The organism is Desulfallas sp. Bu1-1 (assembly GCF_015594625.1).
Classification (GTDB): Bacteria; Bacillota; Desulfotomaculia; order Desulfotomaculales; family Desulfallaceae; genus JADNRQ01.
The window spans coordinates 1-21,505 of the sequence record NZ_JADNRQ010000024.1 but is presented as its reverse complement, the minus strand read 5'-3'; the positions used below and the strand labels follow the sequence as shown (position 1 = coordinate 21,505).

The window sequence follows — 21,505 nt, the reverse complement described above, 5'->3', positions numbered from 1 at the left end:
CAGATAATTGAATGGTCCTAAGTAAAAATGATTTTTAGTATAAGCTTATATATCCTTCTATAAGACAACTTTTTTCACCAAACCTGAATTTATAATCATATCTATGGCCCTTGCGATATCCTTAACCGCTTCTCCGGTAATCTCCACACCCAGTTCATGGTTTTCAAGCAAGCCCCGTCTTGAAAGATTGAACGAACCCACTAGCGCCACCGTCCTGTCCGCCACCATTACCTTTGCGTGCAGATCCTCACCTTTTGTAATCGGGCAAAAATCATAAACTGAAAGATTCGGGTGGTTTACTAACAAACAATTCAGGTAATCAATAACTGAAAAGGCTTGCTCACTGAGTCTGTTAATTATAAGTGTGACGCTTACGCCCCTTTCCAGTACGTCATTTACACCCTGCAATATAGAATCAGCACCACTGGTAAGAGAGTAGGCACAGATCAGAAGCTCGTTCTTTACCCGCATAAAAAGCCGACTCATGGCTGTGTCAGCCGATCCTATTCCGCCACCCATCCATCCGTTACCCGTTACGATCACCCTCACGTTGTTGTTGCTCATGGAAGGTTCGCCGCCAGCAAATTGCGATCAAGGCACATGTTTCTGTGTTCGCAGGAAGTTTCGGAAATAAGAAGGCAAGCATAACAGGCCGCACCGTTACATTTGCCCGGACCAAATTTCTCATCGCCGCAAAGTGGGTCATTGGAGCACACATCAACATCACTCAGTGCGATGCCCAGTATGCGATCGAATTGCGGAACAAGAGCAATAAGACCACCAAGGGTTCCGTCGCCGCCTGGCTGGACGGTATACAACAGCACCCCGCCGCTTGCTCTTCCAGTTCTTTCGTCAACTTTGACGTACACCCTTTCTCTTACAGCCGCTGACGAGTAGCCGGAATCGACAGAGAGAGCGTTGATTATCCTGTGAGAGAGTGTGTGCCACCATACGAAAACAGGATGGAGATAATCACGTTTCCTTATCATTGCGGGAAGGTTATCGTTGTTATAGCTGCTCCACGCCCGTTGCCACTCAATTGCATCAGAACCATTCAGCCATGGATGGTTTACGGGAGTGAAGGAGTCTACAGAGTCAAGATCGATAAATATTCCCTCTCCAAAAAGTTCAACTCCGGGGTACCAGTTGCGCGTACCGTCATTCAAGTAACATGGAACAATGCTGTTAATTGATTGTTCCATTCTCCTGTAACCTTCCTGAACAAGCACAACTCTAAGGCGACTTACAGGTGTTACTCTGACCGGCAATCCATTGGTCCCACTAAATACCTTAACATCATTTCTGACAACCTCAAAATAAGGAGGAGTTCCGGGCGTTGGAGATGGCCTTGCTGGGGCCCCCCTGACTGCAGCTTTACAAAGCTCATTGAACTCATCGTCCATTAATGTTTGACCCATTATTCTCGCGTTCTTGACATCTTCAACGGCCTCCATTAACGCCGCTTCAGGTACTGACTGGATTTGATTGAGCAGCTGTTCTGAAATTAACCCTTGTTGAAGAATAAGTTCAAGCGCCTGAATCAATTCAGATTTATTTTTAGGTTCTTTTAAAGTAAGCGTGGTTAGGATAACGCTCTTGCCTAGTATCAGGTGCAATTCAGTGTCCAGTTTTGGTATTGTTATGGCGGATCTTAGCTCAGGTATTCTAAGGTTGGCAGCGCCTCGTTGAATTATCCTGGCTTCACTATTACATGGCGCTGTTGAGTATCCGTGCTCGGGTAATCTTCCAGAACATCTCCAACCTCTGGAATAAGCAAGACCCAGATTTGCTTTTTCCTTACAAAGTGGACACTCGATATTGACGTGTTTAAGCGCGCCGCCGCCACCTTCCCATTTCAGGTACCGGGGAGCACACCCTGCCCTGCTGTGATCTATCATTCCGACCCAGTCAACGTCGTCCATATGTCCTTCGGGGCACGCCCTGACGAAACGAATGGCCTCATGGCGCGCCTTTTTCCATGCTTCAAAGTGATTGGGTTCGGCCGGGCATTGAGGACATCCTTCGCGAGAACCCCATCTTGTTTTATAAAGAATTCCATGTTTTACACAAAGTGACCACATGGGAAAGGGTTTGGTTTTATAAATTGACTCGGTTTCGGCCAAACCCAGTTCAGCATTTGAAGGTATCCTGATGATTCCTGCATTATCCCCGATGCTTGCGGAAAGCCGCTGTTCAGTTATTTCAAAATCAGTTATGTTTCGACCGTTATAGATTTCTGATAATTGAAGGGAGCTTATAACCCTTGGGCCGTCAGGCCCCTCCAGAATGCTGCCCGGCCCGTATGTTGTGATGAACTGGGACGGCCGAATTGACTGACCTGTTGCCATAAGAAAAACCTCCCTTAACCGCTAAATCTTGTTGTTGATTCAACATCCCGAAGAGAACCCGGGGCGTTCTTGTACGCCACTGCAAGATTTTGCATCTGATGCTGAGGATCACCCAGAACAACAGGCCTTTCGGGAGGTCTAAGCATTGATGGTTCATGGTAAAGAAGTCTATCATGATATTTACCCGAGAGACTTGCCCAGCGATCAAGTTCCGAGTCCAATTCTCTTGCTATTACCCCGGGAGGTACCCTTCTACCCGGCGGTTGATTACGCGCGCGTTCCTCGAAAATTCGCGCCAGCGCTGCAACTTCTGGATTGAGTCTTAATGCTCTCATCAAGTTTGCGTGACAGACGTAGGTTCCACCTGATAGTCTCTGTTGCACTTTCCAGCGTGTATCAACAAGATTTCCGTCAACACGTTCTCCCTGTCTGAGGATTGCAACCGCAAGTGGGCCAATAGAACGTTCCCTGGCTCTTGGGGAAAATGGAGCAACTGATACCGGTTCAACATTTCTATACAGCGCCCTGTGATAGCCGGTAAAGTATTCATAATGATCCAGGTCGCGCGGCCTGCTGGCCCTCAAAAATGTTACAACAAGTCCTCCGCGCTGTCTTCCCACACGACCGGTGGCCTGTATGTATGAGGCTGTTGTCTTAGGCTGGCCATGAACGACCATCAAACCGAGACGGTCAACATCAACACCGGTGCCGAACATTGAAGTGGCGAGCACCGCATTTTCAGGGTTGCCATTAACAAGATTATTTTCCAATCTTTCAAGCATTCCAGGTAGTTCCAGCGAGTTGCATCGTCCAGAAAGTTCCAGCAACGCCTCGTTCAAGTCCCTTGCTCGACTGCCAGCCATGAACCTGATTCTTTCAGGGATGTCCTGGCGATAAAGCGAGCTTGCACCAGCTAGTTCCCTGATGGCGTTAAAATAACCCACAAGCGTCCAGAAGCGGTCAAGTTCATCTCTTTTTGCTCCCCCTGCTAACAAGTCCTGACAGGTCTGTAGCAAAACCGACCATATTCTTACAATGGGTGTCTGTGCACCCTTTCCCGGGGGACATATCCCCACATACAACCTTCCGGCGTTATTACTATCAAGCGGGTGGGTCTCTTCCATACGTGAAAAAAAGTTATCCTCAATACACAATCCAGGAGGGGGGAACTGGCCAAGTTTTCGAGCGAATATCGACTGAACTTGTGTCCTTGCTTCCCTGACAGTTGCGGTCGAGGCAATATATTTGGGAATTATGACGGTATCATCCTGTTTTTTCGTACATAGTGTATCAATAGCTGTTTCGTATATTCCAACCATGCTACCCAACGGACCCTCAATCAAATGAAGCTCATCCTGGAGTATCAGGTCCGGGCTTTCAAATCGAGAAACCTGCTTATGAAGGGGAGCTTTTCTCCCAAAACCAGGGGGATGCTCAAGGTAACGATCAGGCATGTAACCCCAGTTAGGTGGACATCCCTTTCTGTAATAACCCCAACGTGCGTGATAGTGATCAACATTACCAAATATGGATGAAGCGCGAGGTTCAAAAGATAATCTCGCAAACTTATCCACCGTCGCAACCAAAAGAGACGGGATTCTGTGATAAACCTGATCGTCTATGGTATGAGCCGGGATTGGAATTCGGCTGGAACTTCGGGGACTTCCCATCACCTGAAATGCTGGTAATACTTCTTGCCATTCCATGTCTGATGAATTGGATACTACTTGAGTGTCAATCGCTATCGGGACCTTCTCCGCCCACTGAATTCTGTTCAGTTCGCAATCGGGGTTTGGACAATAAATTTCAAAATCCACAGGTTTTTTACCGTGCCTTCCCGCCAGATAATACCTAATAAAATACCCCGGCCTGCTGGGCCTTGCGCATTGTAGTTCAACCCGTTTACCTAGTTTTGGTTTTATAACATTCTCCCACCATTCGTCAACCTGCTGCGCTTTGAGCACGTTATTCGGTGGTACGGTAAATTGAACGGAAAGCGTGTGATAAGAAGGATTTGAATGTGTAAAAACAGAAACATTGTTTATTGTAATATTACCATACAATAGGTCCGAGACTTCCGGAACCATTAATTTATTGGACTTAAAAACAAAGTGTAAAGTATTACTCCCTGACAAGAAACCCTCATTAGGAACCGCAAGATGTGAGTTGCAGCAAGGGCATCTTAGAACCTGGGCCGGCTCCCCCTCTGCATTTTGGGGGTTTCCGGTCAGGATATCAATCGCTCCGAAAAATCGAATTATTGTGCCGTCCGGTCTACGCGCATTGTTTGTAAGCATATGATTTGGAGTCACGCCTCCACCAACCCATAAGCCGACCGAAAACCTTTCAGTCCCCCACGGATAATTTTCTTTCGTTTTACAGTCCGATGGTCTCCATCCAGTTAATCCACTGTTATCTACCATAACCCTTAGATATTCACAGGCCGTAATCATCCTTAATGCCCTACGAAATTGCTGAATAGTAAGCAATCTTAAAGTATAACGAGATATTACACCAAGCCCTGATCCCTTTAAGAGCCCGTCCGAATCTCGTGGCGCCCGGCGTCTTCTTAAGGCAAGGGTGAAGGCTGCAAGTCCCAGGTAAGCCTCTGTTTTACCTCCACCTGTAGGGAACCATAGAAGGTCACAAATATTGCGATCATTGTGATTTTTTATGGATACAGATGGTATGTTAAGCAGTATAAAAGCTAGCTGAAATGGCCTCCAGTCAAACACACGGCCATTCCTGGCCCAACCAGATTGCAACGCCATTACCTTATTAGCAAAACAAAATGATAGTCTGATATCTTCATCAGATTTAAGTAAATTAAGCGCTTCCTCGATTCTAAGCATAGTCCTTTCTATGTCACCAAGATGCTTTTTAACCGCTAGTTCATGTTGAGGAATTAATACCTGAGAATCACGACGAAGTTTTGATAACCAGTTTTTATATCCTGCCACAAGCGGTCGTAGATTGATTTCAATCTGATCAGGTTTCCAGCATTCAGAAAGAGCCTGAGGGTTTAATTCGGGAGGTGGGCCGTACTTTTTGTCCCATTCCATGTCTGGTGATACGACCGGATAGGATGGCAGGTATTCAGTCCTTACAGCAGCTGGTGAGAACTTGTCTCTTTCCTGTTTCGGAACAATTTCACCATCTTCCCAGAAAAAAGGGTAATGCTGAGGAAGGGGAATTGTGGGATGAGGTCTTTCGGGATCAATCTCCTTCCAGGTAGCGCCTGTAAGGTGCCCCCTAGCAATTGTTGGTTTGTTTCTGTACAAAAGACGCAGAGAATCGTCTTCTGTACACTGATGAGATCCGTTGTTCTTGTTAAAAGGGCTCTTGTCCAGTGCTTCAAGATGGCCACTTTTAATATTTACTCTTATTTGTGGCTGAAAGATATGATCCTCAGTTTGAGGTTTTTTATCTGCCGGAATTTCTGTATTATTTACAAGAAAAAGCGATATCCTCCACTTATTGTCACTACGTGATACATTTCTGCCTCTCATCTCAAGCAGAACACCTTTTTTCGTATCCCAGGTTAATCGTTCTCTAACAATAACCGCACCTGTCAGAAAATATTCCGGCTTGCGTACCCAGTTAACTCCATCTTTACTATACCGTGCCCAAGTTATTATTACCTCTATTTCTGGCAGAACCTTGGGGTTAGCAATGCAAAAAGATAGACCCATCGATCTGGGCAATGATTTGGGATCCAGAGCGGGAGAGATTATTGTATTATCCATGATGGGGTTTTTACTTATATCATCTTCCTCATCGTAAAAAGTATCTTCTGTAATAATCTCACTTTCAGCGTCTATATCAGGCTCAGCCTTAACATTCCTGGGAGCCAAAACACCCATTATATATTCGTTTTTGGGGTCATGCTCCTCGGCCAGGATTTCGTTAATACCTCCCCTTGGCCCAACAAGTTCACGGTAGAGTGCAATAAGTAGTTCTTCTCTTTCAGCCAAATTCCATACCCCCGATACAAAAATCTACATTAATCTATTTAAAGAATCTATTCTATAATAAGGTTCTTGTTTCCTTGAGAAATTTTTGTAATATATTATCGAATAATATCGAAAAGCAATAAGTTCGTAGTACGATGATAAAAGAGTAGTTTAATATATTATTTAAAGAAACATTAAGGAGCTCAGACTGAAGTTTAACGATAAAATGTAAATCTTTAATAAAATGATTTCTTTACTATCGAGTTATTGAAATCCGACGTCAGTAAACATCTCGAAACAAAATTTAATTTTACCCCTAACCCACCCTCTCCGCTAAACAGTTCTGCACCTGGTAGTCACTTTAACTATAAACAGTCTTTTGTCACTTTCCTGGGCATTATTTGTTATACACGGGATTCAAAACCACTGACATTGCCCCTTATGCCGACCATCATCTTTAATGTTATTTTGTGCACGCCCCTGTTTGAAGTATCTAGTTCGCGATAATCATTGGACAGTTTGTCCACTTAATTATGCAGAAGTGACACGTCTATCGTGCTGAAATATTTAACTTCGTGTGTTTTCAACCCCTCCTCAGTCTCCGGTATCCCAAAAAACAGGGCCGGATTGGTTTCCAGCCCTATACTTTTTATACCATCTATTTAATATTTATTCTAATATTTATCGCTGTCCATAATGGCGCAACCTTATTTTCATAAAGACCTACTCAATACAACTTATAGGTTCGTTAATACCTTACGTCAATTATCTCAGCGTGTATTTTCTTGTCCGTGGGTTCGGGGCGCCTGGGCGATGATCACCTCAATGGTGACCCTGTCCCTGTTGTCGGACGGGTAGGCGTCCGTCCAGCTGTTATCCGAGGGCCACGCCTCGGCGGTTATGGTGTAGTTGCCGCCGGACCGTACTAGAAAGTAATGGCTTTCTAAGCTATGATTGGCACCGAAATTTTGAAAAGTATTCCTTTAATTTTTCTGGTTCACCGTGGCTCTTAAAATGTATGTTTATATTTTCATATTTTAAGCCAACCACATAAACACGAAAATCCTCTGCAAACCATTCCTGTAATAATTCATCAGAATCTAATTGATATTTTTTTGCTACATCCAGGTCACTTTGATCTGGTTTACCCGCTATCTTAAGGTATTGTTGTTTTTCTTCCTCGGTAAGGATATTAAACCATACCCAATGACCCAGCTCATGGCTAAATACAGGTGCTATATCATTTTCATTCTTTAATACATTCCAAGTGATAGCGAGGGTATTAAAATCATAGTCATACCATGCCATTGTTTCTCCTGGCCGTCCTTGGAGGTGCACCACTGATGGCACTAAAACCAGTTGAGGTTCTAACCACTTTTCATTATCTGCGTCAAAAGACTGAAAAGGTTTAATTTTTTGAGATACTTGTTCTAAAGCATTTTTCATTTTCTGAATAACGTTTTCGTATTCTAAAGCAAACTCATGTCTTTCTATGGGCTCCACAATCCATTCGCCTGGCGCACTGGGAGAGAGAGGAAAGTAGTTAAAAATAATGTCTTTTGGTAGAAAAGTATTACCAGCCCAACTAGAGGTTGGATAAATGGCGGTAGCAAACACTACCGCCATAATTATTATAACCAATTGTTTTTTCACGCCTATAACCTCCAATTGTTTTGGTTAATTTAATAACCGCCCGCATCTAATATCTCACCGTGTATCCTTGAATCTGTCGGTTTTGGAGGTTGGTAATAGGTTACCTCTATTACCTCTGTATCCACGTTATCTTTCGGATAGGCATCCGTCCAACTGCTGTCAGCCGGCCAGGCTTCCGCCTTGATGCTATAGTTGCCGGTGGATGAAGCTGTAAAGTTGTATGAGTTGCTTTTGTATTGCCCTGGTGCCAGGTTAAAGGTGAATGTCTTGCTGCCGGCTGGACCCTGGACGGTTAACTTGACCGGCAGGTTGCCGCCGCTGTTATCTTTACGCTTAACATTAACCGTGGTTTCAACCAAGTCCGGCAGGCGGTTGGTCGTCCACGGGTCCATCTTGGGCCGTATTTTCACCATAATGTCGTTTTCGGGAACCAGCACCGGCGCTTCGTCGCGGTTGTTTTCCCAGTTGGCGTCCTCGCTTACGCTTATTGGGTTAATTCTTGAAACGATTACCGAGGACCTGTTCTGGACCGTGAATTTATACCGGTATGTTTTGCTTTCCCCCGATTGAAATTCGATGTATCCCTTTGTGTTGGGCGCGTCAGCCGGGTCGAGCGGTTCCAGGGTGACCGGGTATTCGTTTTCACCGATTACGTGGTGTAAGCGCAGCCAGGCCATTTCGGGCTGCGGGTGGTCTTTGTTCAGCGAGTAGGTGACCGTTGAAGTGATCACCTGGCCGGGCTTGACATCCTTGAACTGCTCGACCTCCAGCTGCGTTGAGAAATCGGGCGGTGGCTGGGCGATTCCGTACCAGCTGATCAGCACCGGCATGTACCAGCGCCAGCCTTTGGCGAAATTGGAGAAGTCCCGGTCGGTCATGCCCAGCTCCGCACGGATGTTGGGGTCTTTCAGGTCAAGCACCGGCGGCGTCAGGTCGAAGGTCCTTTGGACGGTGGCCGTGCCGGCGGCCAGGTCCTCGCCGGTCTTTCCCACTTTGTAGTTGTCGGGGAGTTTTCTTAGATATTTTTCACGAAAATCATTCCAGCTTTCCGGGCGGCCTGTACTGGCAAATTCCTCGTCGGTCATGGTGAAGGAACTGTCCATTTTCACCACTTCCACCCTGGTCAGGGTGTACTGGCTTGTGTATTGTGTCCTGGGAAAGGTTGAATCCCACGATACCTTTTTGCTTTTCCAGCCGTAGTAGTCTCGTTTGCCGCAGTTGTCGGTGTCCTGCCAGGTGCCGTCCGTGTGCTGCCACACGTCGAAGCTGCCCACGTCAATCTGGCGCAAAATTAATTGCTCCTGGGGCTCGGCCAGGGCCGATCCCGGGAGCAACAACAGCAGGGCCGCGAGCACAAGTATTAATTTGGTCAACCGCACTACCTGCTACCTCCTTTATAGAGAGGGTTTTTCACAGCCAGAACCTGGTTGCTGTATAGCAGCATGATGTGGGTGACATCCTCGATCTTGGTGTCGGTGCCGGGCCTGGTATCATAGCTTACGTAGTAACCGTGGGTGAAGGGGTTGCTGTCGTATTCCTTCAACGTGTTATCCCTCTGCGCCGACACGTCGTTGCCCTTGGCAAGCACCAGCACTGCCGGTGAAAGGCTACTTGCAGCCTGTTTAACGAAAACCTTATCTTTTTGTACGTTTACATCATAGATAATTTTATAACCTTTACCTTCACCCATCATAACCGGCTTCTGCCGCAGTTCATCCACCGTGATTTCCATGATGGAGGCGCCGGGCAGTTTGAATTCGTAGGGGATGGCCCATCCGCCATAGGTCACATAGTTATTCGGGTTCAGCGGTTTGCCGCTGAATGGTCTGGTTTCCCCCGTTACCGGTGTTACCGGCACCTTGATGTACTCCAGCACGCCTGTGATGTCCGGCTTCTCCGCGCCCTTGGGGTAGCACAGCACCACGCTGGGGAGTTTCGGGTCCCAGTCGACCTGGTAACCCAGGGCCTCGGCCACCCACCGGGCGGGCAGGTAGGTACGGCCCTGCCTTGCCAGCGGGGACACGTCCATGGTGGTGGCTTTGCCGTTGCTCTTGAGCTGTTTGCTGCCGACGGCCAGTTCCACCACCGGGAAGCCGGGCTCGTCCAGCTTCACCCTGGGGCTTTTCCAACCGATGTGCTCGTCGGTGACGCCCAGGGCGTTGGACAGGTAGCGCACCGGCACGAAAGTGCGACCCTGTTCAATGAACGGCTTGGCGTCCATTTTGACGCCGGGAGTCTTGCCGTTGACGAAGTATTGGTCATGACCGACCACGAACACCACGCTTTTCACCAGGTTCTTTTGCTCGTCGTATACGTTAACCTGCTCGTCCGCGCTGGCATGGGTTATATACGGCAAATTGATGGTCAGCAGGGCAAGGGCCAGAATGAAGCCCACGAAAGCGAGAAATCTACGCAATGTGAACACACCTCCATGAAAATTTTGGTACTACTTATTAGACGCGCGAACAGTTGTTTTGGTTCCGGTTATCACCCCCAAAAATAAAAAAAGCCGCTTTAGGCTTTATAAACTTGTTATGGCATTGGATACGCTATTTTAACCCAACCAAAAAAATCTTTCGGTTTTCTAATAGGTATGCCATAAATATTTTTCAACTTCAACATATGTCGAACATCGCTTGATATAATGTATTCCGCATTTCCGGCTATGGCTGCCCACAAGAACGGATCATCATCTCTGTCCGGCGAATGTGGTGGCCAATCATCCGGCATTTCCGGTACTTTACCTTTTTGTCGGAGAATGAGGTCAATTTATAGCTTACGGGAACAATTGCTATCACCCCCTGAAAATAAAAAAAGGCCGCTTATGCCGCCTAACTTGACAGGATTAGTTATTACATGTTAGATTAAATACAGGAATACCATAACATACGGCGTGATGGCCTCGACCTGCCGAGGTTTTCGGTTATGCCCTCTAAGCTGCTGGCACAGTTTAGAGGGCTTTACCATGATTACCTACGGTAGACGATCAGCAACACCACGAGGGTGAGCAATTGGATGGTTGCCTGCACGATCTGAATCACGTCTTGTGCGGAAATCATCCCCGCCCCACCCCCTTTCAGAGAATAATCTCCCGGCAGGTGAGGCCCGCAGTTATGGTATTCCTTGTCTTATTTTAGCAAATGATGTTGGTTTGAACAAGAAACTCTTTCTGTGTTTGTGTTCGTTTCTCATTTTCGTTGTGAATGGGACAGTTCACTTATCGCTTTCCTCTTTTTTAGGTATAAAGACGTTAATACCGGGCTTATTGCTCCGGTTAAAGCAGCTGCAAGTGTTATTCTAGCCAAAGCAAGCATTGAAAGAGATTTTCCAGTTATTATGCAGTAGTGGCTACATATAGCGAATCCCAATAACCCCCCAATAAACCCACAAACAATAAAGTATACTGCCAAACAGGGAGCATATTCGTCTAATGACGATAAAATAGCAATGATTAAAAATACGATCAGCAAAAATTCCAATGCAACGAATCCGCCCCAATAGGCCGCTAACCTTGCGATTTCAGCATTTCCAGTTAAAGCATAACTAATCCAGGCAGAAATGCCCGCACAAAAGCCTATTGCTGCGAAAAAAACAGGTAAAAAAGTTTCCATGAAACACCACCCTGCAAATATTAGTTAATCCTTACAGCTGGACCGTAAGTCTTTCACAACAAAAAACACCCCCGTCTTCTCACTTTTTTCTGTAACCCAGCGAAATCAGCAGAGCCCGGACCAGCGTTAGAATACAGCTGGCCAACGCAAGGGCAAAAAGAATTAGCCCAATTAACAGCAACCTGTCATGCAGGAATCCATGAAACCACCTCCACCACATCCCCCGTTTTAATACCGTGTTCCCTGATTGTCCCGGCGGGCAGTTCGATCACGAAAGCGGCAACCCTGGCTGTTGCAACTTTAAACGGGCGAAGGTCCTCAACCGCTTTAACCACCCTTCCCGACCTGCCGATGAAAAGAACGTCGATATTGAACTTCATGAACCACGTATGTATCGAGTTGCATGGCTTGGTGACCAGCGCGCTCCCCGGGGCCAGGCCCTTGCGTCCCAGCAGTCCCTTCAACCTGGCAGTGAAATTTTGGGCCACAATGACTTCACCCGCGATTTGCCTGCCGTTAACAACCAGCAGTTTCATCACCTCCTGTAAATGAAAAGCCCCACCGGTGCACGGCGAGGCTTTTTTCAGGTTCTTTATTGTAACGCGTCTCCCACTTCCTCGAATTTGGCCTTGATCCTTGTGCCGATGGCGGTCAGCGCCACAATGACCACCACCGCCACCAGGGCGATGATCAGCCCGTATTCCGCCATGCCCTGGCCGGATTCATCGTTATACAAATCTTTGAGAAGCTGAAGCACGAAATACACCCCCTTTCTTTGTTAAGCAAACGCCTTTAACATGTGCCACAGTACCGGGAAGCCCAGAAATCCGAAAAGCGGCAGAAGGATGAATATGATTATCGGGAACAAGAGTTTGATCGTAAGCTCTCCGGCTGTTTTCTGTGCCTCATGGCGCTGTTGTGACCTTATCTTTTCGGCGTGGTGCTTTACCATGTCCGGCAGTGTTTCACTGCCGTAGCGCATGGCCTGGGTGATTTTCCTCACCAGGCCCGTCAGTTCGGGCACGCCACACCTTTTGGCCAGCTTATTGAACGCCACGGCCCGGCTGTCGCCGGTGGCGATGTCCGCGAGGGTTTTGTTGATTTCCCGGGCCAGTTCCCCTTTCATTGACGCCGTGACTTCCTCCAGCGCCAGTATCAGGTCGGCGCCTGATTCCATGGCGTTTGACAAAAGGATACAGAACTCCGGCACATCGGCCCGGATGGTGTTGACCCGGTTTTTGGCCTTTCTGTTCAGCCAGACGCCGGGGGCGAAATATAAAAGTAGCGCCGGTAATGCAACCCAGAAAATATGAATCAGACCGGCGAGCATGAAGGGCAGAAGCGCCGTGACCGCGACCACCGGGAGGGCGATCCGCAGCCCGATGAAATATTCCGGCTCCATGTCGATGTCCGCCTGGGTGAGTTTTTGCTTTAACAGGTTTCTGTTAATTTCATTGCCGAACCGGTTGCCCGCTTTGAGCAGTATTTCCTCGGAGTTGCCCCTGAGCTTCATGCCCCCGGGCAGGTCGAACCTTCTTCCTGCCGTCCAGACCAGGACGGAGGAAGCCGCCAGGACGGAGGCCAGTATGCTTGCATCCAACCTCTCTACACCCCCTTACCGAGTCCCGACGTGACCATGCCCCGGATAATAATGTTGCCGAGTACGATCCAGCCGGTCAGGAAGATGAAAACGACGCCGCCTTCAAACGTCTGGAACAGTGGTTTGGTAAACTCGGGCGCAATCGCCCGGGCCAGGCCCAGGATGAAAAAGGGCAGGGCGGTCAGCACCTTGACGGTCATCATGTTCTGGGCGATGGCCGCCTTTACTTGCGCCCGGAACGATTCCTTGTCCTCGTAGGATTCCAGCGCGGAGCGGCAGATGTCGCCCAGGTTGCAACCCGTGCGGCTGTATAAATTCATGCCCACGGACAATATTGCGAGGTCTTCCCAGCCGGTTTCCCTTCTGACCGCCTCCAGCGCCCGGGCCAGCGTGTCCCCCGAGCGGGTCCGGCGCAGGACTTCGTAAAATATGTCCCTGGCCGGTCTCGGCATGTCGGGCACGGAGTCCTCTATCGCCTGGTAGGGGTTAAGCCCGCCGTACAGTGCGGATTCTATTTGTCCAAGCACATCGGCAAACTGGGTCTGCAAGAGTTCCTTCCGTTCCCGCTCTTTTTGGGCGCGGTGCCACCGTAAAATAAAAAAGCCGCCCAACAGCGCCAGGGAGGTGAAGATCAAATTGCCCGTCACGGCGTAAGTCAGCCCGGAACAGATAACACTGCCGGCAATTATAATCAGAGTGTCGTTGGACGACTTGATATGCTTTGTGCTTTCAAACCGCTGGTCTTTGTATCTCACCGACCTGCCCCGGGTCTTTATTTTGCCTCCGAAGACAATGTAGATCACCGCCAGGCCCGCGAGGAATGAAGCGGCGAAGGTCATGGTCTCCAGCCCCCGTCCTCGACCAGCAGTTCTTTGCGGGTGAACTTTTCGGCCACGTACTCGAAGCTGCCGGTCTCTTTTTTGTACTGCCAGACAGGGTTCAGGGCAATGTTTAAAATGCCGTCCGCGTCGCGCTTCACCCCGGTAACCTCACAGATGTGGTCCAGGCGGCGCCTGCCGTTTCTGTCTTTAAGCACATGGATGAACAGGTCCACGGCGTCGGCGATCTGTTCGATGATCGCCTCGTAGGGGAGGTCCATCTGCGCCATCTGTACCATGTTCACCAGCCTTGACCGGGTGTGCCACGCCGAGTTGGCATGGGCCGTGGTCATTGATCCCTGGTGGCCGGTGTTCATGGCCTGGAGCATGTCGAAGGTTTCACCGGCCCGGCACTCCCCGATGATTATTCTTTTGGGGGCCATGCGCAGCGCCGACTGGACCAGCCTTCTTTGGGTGTATTCGGTCTGCGAGTTGGCCTCCAGCCGCCTTACGTTGGAGTGCTGGAGCTGCAGTTCCGCCGGTTCCTCGATGGTGATAATGCTCTCGTTTTCCGGGATGAACGAGGCCAGGCAGTTTAACAGTGTAGTCTTGCCCGAGCTGGTGCCGCCGCTGACCACTATGTTCAGCTTGGCCAGCACCGCCGCCCTGATGAATTCCAGCACTGGTTCGGAAACCACCCGCCGTTTTAATAGGTTTTCCACCGTCATGTCGGTGCGGAACCGCCTGATGGTGATCATGGTGCCCTCCACCGCCAGGGGAGGAATCTGCGCGATGAGTCGCGAACCGTCAAACAGCCGGGCGTTCACTTCGGGGTTTTTCATGTCAATCTTTCTTCCCGTGGGGGCGATCATCCGTTCCAGCACGTCGCGGATGTGTTGTTCGTCCCGGAACCGCACTCCTTCGGCCACGGTCTCGACCCCGTTTTTCTCAATTCTGACAATGTCCCTGCTGGCCTTGATTTCCGTCACGTCGGGGTCGTAAAAAAACGGCTCGATCGGCCCGAACCCGAGCAGGTCGTTGCCCAGTTCCTCGACGAGCTGCTGGGCCGCCGCTTCCCCCAGGGGCACGTCGTTTTCCAGCAGCGCCCGCATCACGATGCTTTTCAGCTGCGATCTCACCAGGGGATCACGGCTTTTGGACCGGTCTTCGGGTTTCAGGCGCAGGCTTAACTGCTCCTGGACGCAGGTGCGCACGGTGGCGTACTGCTCCATGGTCATTCCCGGCACCTTTTCTTCCCTTGCGGCCGAGCCTGTTTGTTCGGCCTCTTTAAGCATTTCCTCGGTGATGATGTAGGCGTCGCAGTTGACGGCAAGGGTTTTGATCAGCTCGCTATCCAGCATTTTTCGTCACCTCTTCCCTGGGGTCATCAAGCAGTAGTTCGACTATACCGGACAGGGCCAAGCTGAAAATATCCCTCGGCTTCGTTTGCGCCACCAGCCGCCTCCTGTTGTTTTCCTCCGCGACGGTTGCCGAGTACGGCAGCACGGCGCTTATGGTTATGCCCAGTTCTTTGTTTTCCACCAGGTCCGCCGACTTGATCCCGCCGGGAAACCCGGCCTGGTTCAATATAGTGTACAGCCTGTCGCCGCACCCGAGCCGGTTCATGAAGGAAGTGTTTTCGATGTACATGTCCAGGCTGGTGCGGTCGGGTTTGATGACCGTGATCACGGCGTCCGAAACCAGCGCGGCGGCCCAGGTGTTGTTGCCGTGGCCCACCGGCGGGCAGTCCAGGATGATCACGTCAAAGCTATTTTTCAGGATGGTCAGCATTTTCAGGATCAGGTTGGGCTTGACTTTCACCGTGTGGTCGAAATGGATCACGCCCGGCACGACAACGATTCCGGAGGAATGGGTTATTAGCGCCCGGGTCATGTCCCTTGTTCCCTGCACATCCTCCCAGTCGAGGATATTTACCAGAAACTCGCCGGCGGGGAGGCCCAGGCGGCTCCTTACCGAGCCGTAACCGTCGAGGTCGGCCAGCACCACTTTTTCGGGATTGCCTTTGGCCAGCAGCGCGGCAAGGTTGGTGGCCACCGTAGTTGCCCCGTCCCCGTGTTTGGCGCACTGGATTGTGATGATAACTCCCTCGCCGGGTATGGCCCTGGGGCTCACCGGGATGTTGAACAGATGGGTTATTTCTTTTTCCGGTTCCGGCGTGGTTTCCGACTGCCCGCCCTGCCAGATGACCGGCCCCTCGACGATGCGCCTGTCGTTCTTTTTGAACAGTTTTAACATCGTTATTTCACCTCGGTGGAAAGCAGGGTGATGGAGAATTTTTTGCCGCGCACGATCCCGCCGGCGACTTTCTGGGCTTCCTCCGGCAGCACGGCGATGACGAAGGCTTCTTCAATGTCCGCCGGTCCCTTTAATTCCGTTGTGCCGGGGACCTGGAGGACCACCGCGTTGTGGGCCACCCGTTCGATTCTGGTGGCCACCTGCTGGCCCACGATAACCTCCACTTCGCCGTACACGTCCACCCTGTCGCCCATCGCGACGCCTTTCAGGCCGGTCGCGGTACCGGCGGGCAGGTCCACGGCCTGCCGGTCGGGGGCGAGGGCGTTCAGCTTGGCCCGCAGGCTCCCGACCTTGGCTTCCAGGTGCTGTTTTCTGATCACGTCGCCGCCGAGGACGGGGCCTTCAAACACGGTTTTGCCGATGGCCTCGGCCTTGTTGTGTACGGCGTCCGGCGGCACGGCGGCTTTCGGGTAGTTTTCGACGGTGATATGCCGGGAGTCGATCACGGTGCCGACGGGCAGTTTGGTTTGCGCTTTGACCACCGGCACGGACGGCGTGTTGATGTCGATGACATACCAGACCAGAAAACCGGCGGTCGCCGCCAGCAGCAGGCCCAGCAGGACGTGGGCGTATTTTCTTAATATCACCAAAATTGATTTCCCTCCTACCTGTTCCAGATGAATTCGTCTTTTTCGTTGTTTCTCAAAGCCATGCTCAACGCGTCAGCCGGGTTATTACGAATTATCACTTTGGGTTCCAGTCCTTCCGGTACCGCCGGTGGGCTGCCCCTTAAATCAATGCCCGGTATGATGTTTTGTTTTCCTTCCTGAAGGGTTTTCAGCCAGAGCATGGATGTTCTGGTCTCGACGGGATCGCCGCCCGGGATGATCACCAGCACGACGGACCGGCCCGCAAACGCCGCTTGTTGAGCGGCGTTGATGTCGGAGCCGAAATCCAGCACGGTATAGGTGACGTCTTTCCTGACGGTTTTCACCAGGTCCCACAGGTCGCCGTTCGATATGTTGTTCAGGTTTTTTGCGGGGTCAACGGCATAAATGGATATGTTGTCCCTTTTCACCGGGGCCTGCGAGCCCGGCACGCGCCAGTCGGACATGATCAGTTCTTCTTCCGGCACGTCCAGCCATATGGCGCCGGTGCTCTGCCCGGTTGCGGCTATGTATGCCACTTCCCCTCTTTCCGCGAACATCTTCACCGCCTGGGCCGCGATTCTGCCCGCAAGTCCGGGCCGCCAGGGGGTGACAACAGCAAAAAGCCCCCCTGGAACTATCGTGGTGGGGGTTTTTACGATGTTTTGCTTTATTTGTTCTTCCGCTGGCTTTTCGTCCGGCGAAAGCCCTTCTTTCATGTTGATTTTGGCCGGTTTGATTTTCTTTTTGGGTTTGTTTTTGGGTGTGCTTACCGGTTTCAGGATTTTACCCAGCTTGGTGGCGTTTATTTTCAGTGTTTGCAGGCCCTCAACGGGGTTTTGTCTGGCTTTCACTTTGTTCCCGGTATTGTTTTCTTTGATGTCCGCTTCCGCCTCCTGGAGCTTGCGGACAATGTTTTGCATCAGGTAGACCAATTCTTCACCCGAGATGTAACCGCCCGGGGGGCACGAGAGTATGTGGGAAACGCCCGCGTTTTGCACCCGCTCCACCATGCTTGAGCCCGTCTCGTCCAGCTCCCCGGCGATGAACAGTATTTCCGGGACATGACTGGCCGCCCATTCCGCCAGGGCGTCGGCTTCGGGGACGCCTCCGGCGGGGCCGGTTCTCATAATCACGGCAATGTCGGGCCGATAATCCGTCACGGCTTTTTTGAATTCTTCGGGGGTTGAAACCTCGGCCACTATTTCGATTAAATTTGAGAACATGGTTTGAAACGACCTGTTCAAGTCCCTGCCCATGGCCAGAATGACGTGGGGCGTTCCGGTTCTCGGCCTCGTTGGTTTAATAGTTGGTTGATCCGATTCATTTTTATCTTCGTTATTAAAAAGGTTTATGCCTTTCAGCCATTGAACAAGTGTCTGACGTTCTTCCTCCTCCTGGCTGATAACTTTTATTGATTCTTTTGCTGATTTCTCCTGCATTGTTTTAGGTCTAAGCTGTATATCATCTGAGTAATTGGCTATTGTTTTCTTTGTCATTATAATTTGAGGCAAATCTTCTACGTTGATCTTGTCGGCCTTATAGATGTCGTAAATTCCCAGTGCGACAATGCCCTCAATTAATGATTTACTCGCTTTTTCCGAAATGATCAGTTTTATTGAGCTTTCGGGACACGATAACCGTATTTTTTTGAGGTGCTCCAAAAGGACGGCGTTGTAATTTACAACGCCGTCTACTATACCTGTTACCATTGCCGAGCCGAGAATAAGAAAAACGTCCGGTTTTTCTTTAATTTTTTCGACTGCCACGGACGCTTCTTCCAGGGTTCGGCTGAAACCAACTATTTTAAATTGGTCTGAAAGGTATTCGGATATTTTTTCAGAGTGATCACCAAAGATAACATAAACTGTCGTCATCAACTTGCAGCCCCGCCTTTAATAGCGCCAAAGATGCTGCCAATAAAGCCTTTGATTATACCCACAATCTCCAGCGGTTGGTTTACAAGCATATACATAATACCTGCGCCCAGCACAATGCAAACCCCTGCCGATAAAATTCTTTTCGTTACCCCCAAAGCCGCTAATACAAGCCCTACTAAAATAACAATCCCTGCTGCCGTTACTGAAGTTATAATTGCTGGCTCTGATAAACCCTGCCCGAAAGTCATTATTTTTTCTCCCGCGTCATGGGCAGCATTGACGATCTGTTCCGGTGGAATAGGTTCAACTTCTATAGAAGCTAACATTATAATTTTCACCCCCAAAAAATGGACCGGGCACATGCGTACCCGGTCCCTAAATTAAAGAGATTATTTTGTTTGATGCTCACAAAAAACCCCACAAAATACAAAAACAGGACAGAGGGAAAATCTCTCTCCAACCTGCTTTCCTGTTGAGCGTATATACATTCGGAAGGAAAACTTAGTATTTTTATGGAAATTCTGCTTTTCAGGCAAATTGTTCAAATGAAAATAATTTGAGGCACCAGCGTGAATAGGAGGTATATATGGTGGAATTTCTGCTGACATGTAGTTGTTGCAACCAGTCATTTGGAATGGACGCTTACCATCTTAGAGAAAAAGAACATCTCGAATGTCCCAACTGCGCTAACCCAGTTTCAAAGGAGCTTTTCCAAGCGATAATCAGCCTCGCAAAGTGTTGGCCCAAAACCCTTCCAGAAAAAAGGTGGCAAATTCAGATCAAAGGGGTTGCTATTTAACAACCGGTTTTTCTGGCATGGAGAGTTGAATCAGCCCGAGTCGGTACTCGACCGTCTTGAGAACCTCTCGTGCTTCGTGAAGGATCATACCTTTTTGTGCCATTAAGCCGATAATCTCTGTAGCTGCTTTATCAACGATGCCGGGACGAACAAGGGAATCTAACTCATCTTTTTGCAACAATATCAACTCCTTGGTGAAAAATTTTAAAAGCTGGTGCCTCGACAATTAAAGTGACCTCCTCCCCTTAATAAATTGAGGGGCATCCACAGAGAATATCGTCCGTGGTGCCGGGGTCCGTGATTAGGTGCCCCGGAGGTTTCTGCATTGCTGCAGCACACAAGTACAACCTTTCGGTCATACCGTGGCCCGGCCACAGAGGCAAGGGGTCGTTAATTTTTTGACCCGTATATACACCCGGATACCGGCCGGCGCATCAGCGTGGGCCGGACAAAATAACGGTATCCGGTATTATTGCAACAAATAGACCTTATGTTTACAAGAATGTCGCTTCGGGCTTGCGCCCGGCGAAGGGGTCCGTGTATCCGCCTACTAAAGTAGGCGGGATTACAGCCCCCTCGCGCTCCCCCGTTTTTTCTAAGAAGGCGACTTCCGGGTTAAACAAGGTATGGATTTGGCAACACCCGGGAAAGATTAAGCAAATGCCCCTGACGCCAGCACCCCCACCGGTAAATAGTACGGAAAGAAGGCGAATTAAAGTTGAACACATCATTGGCTGGCGCTTGCAAAAGCCATACCTTGGTTTTTGGGTGCTCCGGGCTGATAACCACCTCGGATTCAACGGTGAACTTATTCCGATAGCGGAACAAGCCAAGTTTTTTTCGTTGCTTCATTGTTGACACGCGGTACTCGACACCGGGCATAATCTTAACAAATTGCCCCGAGGTATCTCTACCGACATCGAGCCAAATACTTTGAAATCCAACAGGATCAAACCTCATTAATCCATGCGGAATATGGACCTGCAAGTATGCAATTGTCCCCTGAAATTTGCGGTTTCCAATAGTACAGGAAAAGCGGAATCGACCCGGCGTTCCTTCCGGGAGCAACAGCGACATGGTATCTTCTTTAAGGCAATACACAAATGCTTCCAAACTCTCTACCCCGGCCCTTTTCGCTAGACACACCCGGTGTTTCCCTTCGCTTACCCAGTAACGATTCCCGTATTTTGTAAGGTGGATGGGGTCACTTTTGATAAACGGTGTGCGCCCCTGCCCGAATTCTTCCCAGAATCTCCGGCAGGGGCTGTAGCTGAGGCAGATTTCCAGCATTTTGGGATTTGAGGCACTGCCGCTCAGCGCTTCGAGAAGTTCTTCCTCGGTATTCCAGTAAGCGTTGAAACCTAATTCCTGCAACAGCAGGCACCTGTTACCCAGCATAATTGGAAACTCAACAATATCTCCCACCTTTACAGTGTGCAGTTCCGCTTTCACTTAACTTTACTCCCCTCAAAAAAAACCGTTTTCCCCAAAAGTTCCCTATGATTATCCCAAAACCTTCCGTCGAAACGCATTAATTGCCGCTTTTAATTCAGGGGAGAACGCTGCGTAAGGCAGTACCTGTTCCCTTGAAACAATACCATCGAAGTATTTCCGGTCGCTTTCCCGCGTGAAAAGTTGCATTTTGCATCCTGGGTACCTTTCCGACATTTCCTTAATCGCATCCCTGATTCCACTCCCCCAGTGCCCGCCTATGGGGCGAAGTATAACCTCTTCCTCGCTGGTCAACACTGTAAGCACAGCAAAAACATCCGGCTTGACAAGGCTTTTAACCCCTTCGAGAATTTTTTCTTCATTCATAATCAAAACCCGGCGCGGATACCCCTGAATTTATTCAGGGGAGGAGCGCCGGTTCTGCCTCCTTTCTGGGAATAAACATCAGACCCTTGGCTCTTTCTACTATTTGTAACCGGTTGGGAGTT

Annotated in this window: 20 protein-coding genes; all 20 read right to left on the bottom strand. The window is 49.5% G+C overall.

The window, feature by feature from the left end:
* Positions 1 to 57: 57 nt before the first annotated feature.
* Entirely contained in the window at positions 58 to 564 is a 507-nt protein-coding gene (locus IT084_RS15465; RefSeq protein ID WP_195713794.1) for a phospholipase D-like domain-containing protein, read from the bottom strand.
* Positions 561 to 2,348, bottom strand: a complete 1,788-nt coding sequence (gene drmB, locus IT084_RS15460; RefSeq protein WP_195713793.1) for a DUF1998 domain-containing protein — start codon at positions 2,346 to 2,348, stop codon at positions 561 to 563. The genes IT084_RS15465 and drmB overlap by 4 nt, the downstream gene beginning before the upstream one ends.
* Before the next feature lie 14 nt (positions 2,349 to 2,362).
* A complete protein-coding gene (drmA, locus tag IT084_RS15455) occupies positions 2,363 to 6,322 on the bottom strand; it encodes a DISARM system helicase DrmA (RefSeq protein WP_195713792.1) in 3,960 nt (1,319 codons plus the stop codon).
* Between the two features lie 927 nt (positions 6,323 to 7,249).
* On the bottom strand, positions 7,250 to 7,954 hold the full coding sequence (locus IT084_RS15450) for a hypothetical protein (protein WP_195713791.1): 705 nt from the start codon (positions 7,952 to 7,954) through the stop codon (positions 7,250 to 7,252).
* 29 nt (positions 7,955 to 7,983) lie between these two features.
* Positions 7,984 to 9,333: a hypothetical protein gene (locus IT084_RS15445; protein WP_195713790.1), complete on the bottom strand. Its 1,350-nt coding sequence runs from the start codon at positions 9,331 to 9,333 to the stop codon at positions 7,984 to 7,986.
* Complete coding sequence (locus tag IT084_RS15440; RefSeq protein WP_195713789.1) at positions 9,333 to 10,370, bottom strand: stalk domain-containing protein; 1,038 nt, start codon at positions 10,368 to 10,370, stop codon at positions 9,333 to 9,335. Before IT084_RS15440 ends, IT084_RS15445 begins: the two co-directional genes overlap by 1 nt.
* Positions 10,371 to 10,486: 116 nt before the next feature.
* Entirely contained in the window at positions 10,487 to 10,684 is a 198-nt protein-coding gene (locus tag IT084_RS19085; protein WP_395879970.1) for a putative toxin-antitoxin system toxin component, PIN family, read from the bottom strand.
* A 458-nt stretch (positions 10,685 to 11,142) separates the two neighbouring features.
* Positions 11,143 to 11,565 carry a hypothetical protein gene (locus tag IT084_RS15435; protein WP_195713788.1) on the bottom strand — a complete coding sequence of 141 codons (423 nt, stop codon included), beginning with the start codon at positions 11,563 to 11,565 and terminating at the stop codon, positions 11,143 to 11,145.
* A 185-nt stretch (positions 11,566 to 11,750) separates the two neighbouring features.
* Complete coding sequence (locus tag IT084_RS15430; protein ID WP_195713787.1) at positions 11,751 to 12,101, bottom strand: DUF192 domain-containing protein; 351 nt, start codon at positions 12,099 to 12,101, stop codon at positions 11,751 to 11,753.
* Between the two features lie 56 nt (positions 12,102 to 12,157).
* Positions 12,158 to 12,322 carry a Flp family type IVb pilin gene (locus IT084_RS15425; protein WP_195713786.1) on the bottom strand — a complete coding sequence of 55 codons (165 nt, stop codon included), beginning with the start codon at positions 12,320 to 12,322 and terminating at the stop codon, positions 12,158 to 12,160.
* 21 nt (positions 12,323 to 12,343) lie between these two features.
* The gene (locus tag IT084_RS15420) at positions 12,344 to 13,165 is read right to left on the bottom strand and encodes a type II secretion system F family protein (RefSeq protein ID WP_195713785.1); all 822 of its coding nucleotides are present in this window, start codon (positions 13,163 to 13,165) and stop codon (positions 12,344 to 12,346) included.
* 5 nt (positions 13,166 to 13,170) lie between these two features.
* Positions 13,171 to 14,004, bottom strand: a complete 834-nt coding sequence (locus IT084_RS15415) for a type II secretion system F family protein (protein ID WP_195713784.1) — start codon at positions 14,002 to 14,004, stop codon at positions 13,171 to 13,173.
* Positions 14,001 to 15,344, bottom strand: a complete 1,344-nt coding sequence (locus IT084_RS15410) for a CpaF family protein (RefSeq protein WP_195713783.1) — start codon at positions 15,342 to 15,344, stop codon at positions 14,001 to 14,003. The genes IT084_RS15415 and IT084_RS15410 overlap by 4 nt, the downstream gene beginning before the upstream one ends.
* Positions 15,334 to 16,239: an AAA family ATPase gene (locus tag IT084_RS15405; RefSeq protein WP_195713782.1), complete on the bottom strand. Its 906-nt coding sequence runs from the start codon at positions 16,237 to 16,239 to the stop codon at positions 15,334 to 15,336. The genes IT084_RS15410 and IT084_RS15405 overlap by 11 nt, the downstream gene beginning before the upstream one ends.
* A 2-nt stretch (positions 16,240 to 16,241) precedes the next feature.
* Positions 16,242 to 16,889 carry a hypothetical protein gene (locus tag IT084_RS15400; protein ID WP_195713781.1) on the bottom strand — a complete coding sequence of 216 codons (648 nt, stop codon included), beginning with the start codon at positions 16,887 to 16,889 and terminating at the stop codon, positions 16,242 to 16,244.
* Positions 16,890 to 16,903: 14 nt separating this feature from the next.
* Positions 16,904 to 18,766 carry a hypothetical protein gene (locus IT084_RS15395; RefSeq protein ID WP_195713780.1) on the bottom strand — a complete coding sequence of 621 codons (1,863 nt, stop codon included), beginning with the start codon at positions 18,764 to 18,766 and terminating at the stop codon, positions 16,904 to 16,906.
* Positions 18,763 to 19,092 (bottom strand): hypothetical protein, encoded by a 330-nt coding sequence (locus tag IT084_RS15390; RefSeq protein WP_195713779.1) that lies wholly within the window; start codon positions 19,090 to 19,092, stop codon positions 18,763 to 18,765. Before IT084_RS15390 ends, IT084_RS15395 begins: the two co-directional genes overlap by 4 nt.
* Positions 19,093 to 19,557: 465 nt before the next feature.
* Positions 19,558 to 19,791, bottom strand: coding sequence for a hypothetical protein (locus IT084_RS15385; RefSeq protein ID WP_195713778.1), 234 nt, complete (start codon positions 19,789 to 19,791; stop codon positions 19,558 to 19,560).
* 389 nt (positions 19,792 to 20,180) lie between these two features.
* Positions 20,181 to 21,017: a hypothetical protein gene (locus IT084_RS15380; RefSeq protein ID WP_195713777.1), complete on the bottom strand. Its 837-nt coding sequence runs from the start codon at positions 21,015 to 21,017 to the stop codon at positions 20,181 to 20,183.
* A 51-nt stretch (positions 21,018 to 21,068) separates the two neighbouring features.
* Positions 21,069 to 21,383, bottom strand: a complete 315-nt coding sequence (locus IT084_RS15375) for a hypothetical protein (RefSeq protein WP_195713776.1) — start codon at positions 21,381 to 21,383, stop codon at positions 21,069 to 21,071.
* Positions 21,384 to 21,505 lie beyond the last annotated feature (122 nt).

Bases quoted from the DNA above. Each gene is read 5' to 3' on its own strand.
- IT084_RS15465 (WP_195713794.1), bottom strand. From the start codon at position 564: ATGAGCAACAACAACGTGAGGGTGATCGTAACGGGTAACGGATGGATG.
- IT084_RS19085 (WP_395879970.1), bottom strand. From the start codon at position 10,684: ATGCCGGATGATTGGCCACCACATTCGCCGGACAGAGATGATGATCCG.
- IT084_RS15430 (WP_195713787.1), bottom strand. From the start codon at position 12,101: ATGAAACTGCTGGTTGTTAACGGCAGGCAAATCGCGGGTGAAGTCATT.
- IT084_RS15390 (WP_195713779.1), bottom strand. From the start codon at position 19,092: ATGTTAGCTTCTATAGAAGTTGAACCTATTCCACCGGAACAGATCGTC.
- IT084_RS15410 (WP_195713783.1), bottom strand. From the start codon at position 15,344: ATGCTGGATAGCGAGCTGATCAAAACCCTTGCCGTCAACTGCGACGCC.
- IT084_RS15405 (WP_195713782.1), bottom strand. From the start codon at position 16,239: ATGTTAAAACTGTTCAAAAAGAACGACAGGCGCATCGTCGAGGGGCCG.
- IT084_RS15415 (WP_195713784.1), bottom strand. From the start codon at position 14,004: ATGACCTTCGCCGCTTCATTCCTCGCGGGCCTGGCGGTGATCTACATT.
- drmB (WP_195713793.1), bottom strand. From the start codon at position 2,348: ATGGCAACAGGTCAGTCAATTCGGCCGTCCCAGTTCATCACAACATAC.
- IT084_RS15435 (WP_195713788.1), bottom strand. From the start codon at position 11,565: ATGGAAACTTTTTTACCTGTTTTTTTCGCAGCAATAGGCTTTTGTGCG.
- IT084_RS15375 (WP_195713776.1), bottom strand. From the start codon at position 21,383: ATGAATGAAGAAAAAATTCTCGAAGGGGTTAAAAGCCTTGTCAAGCCG.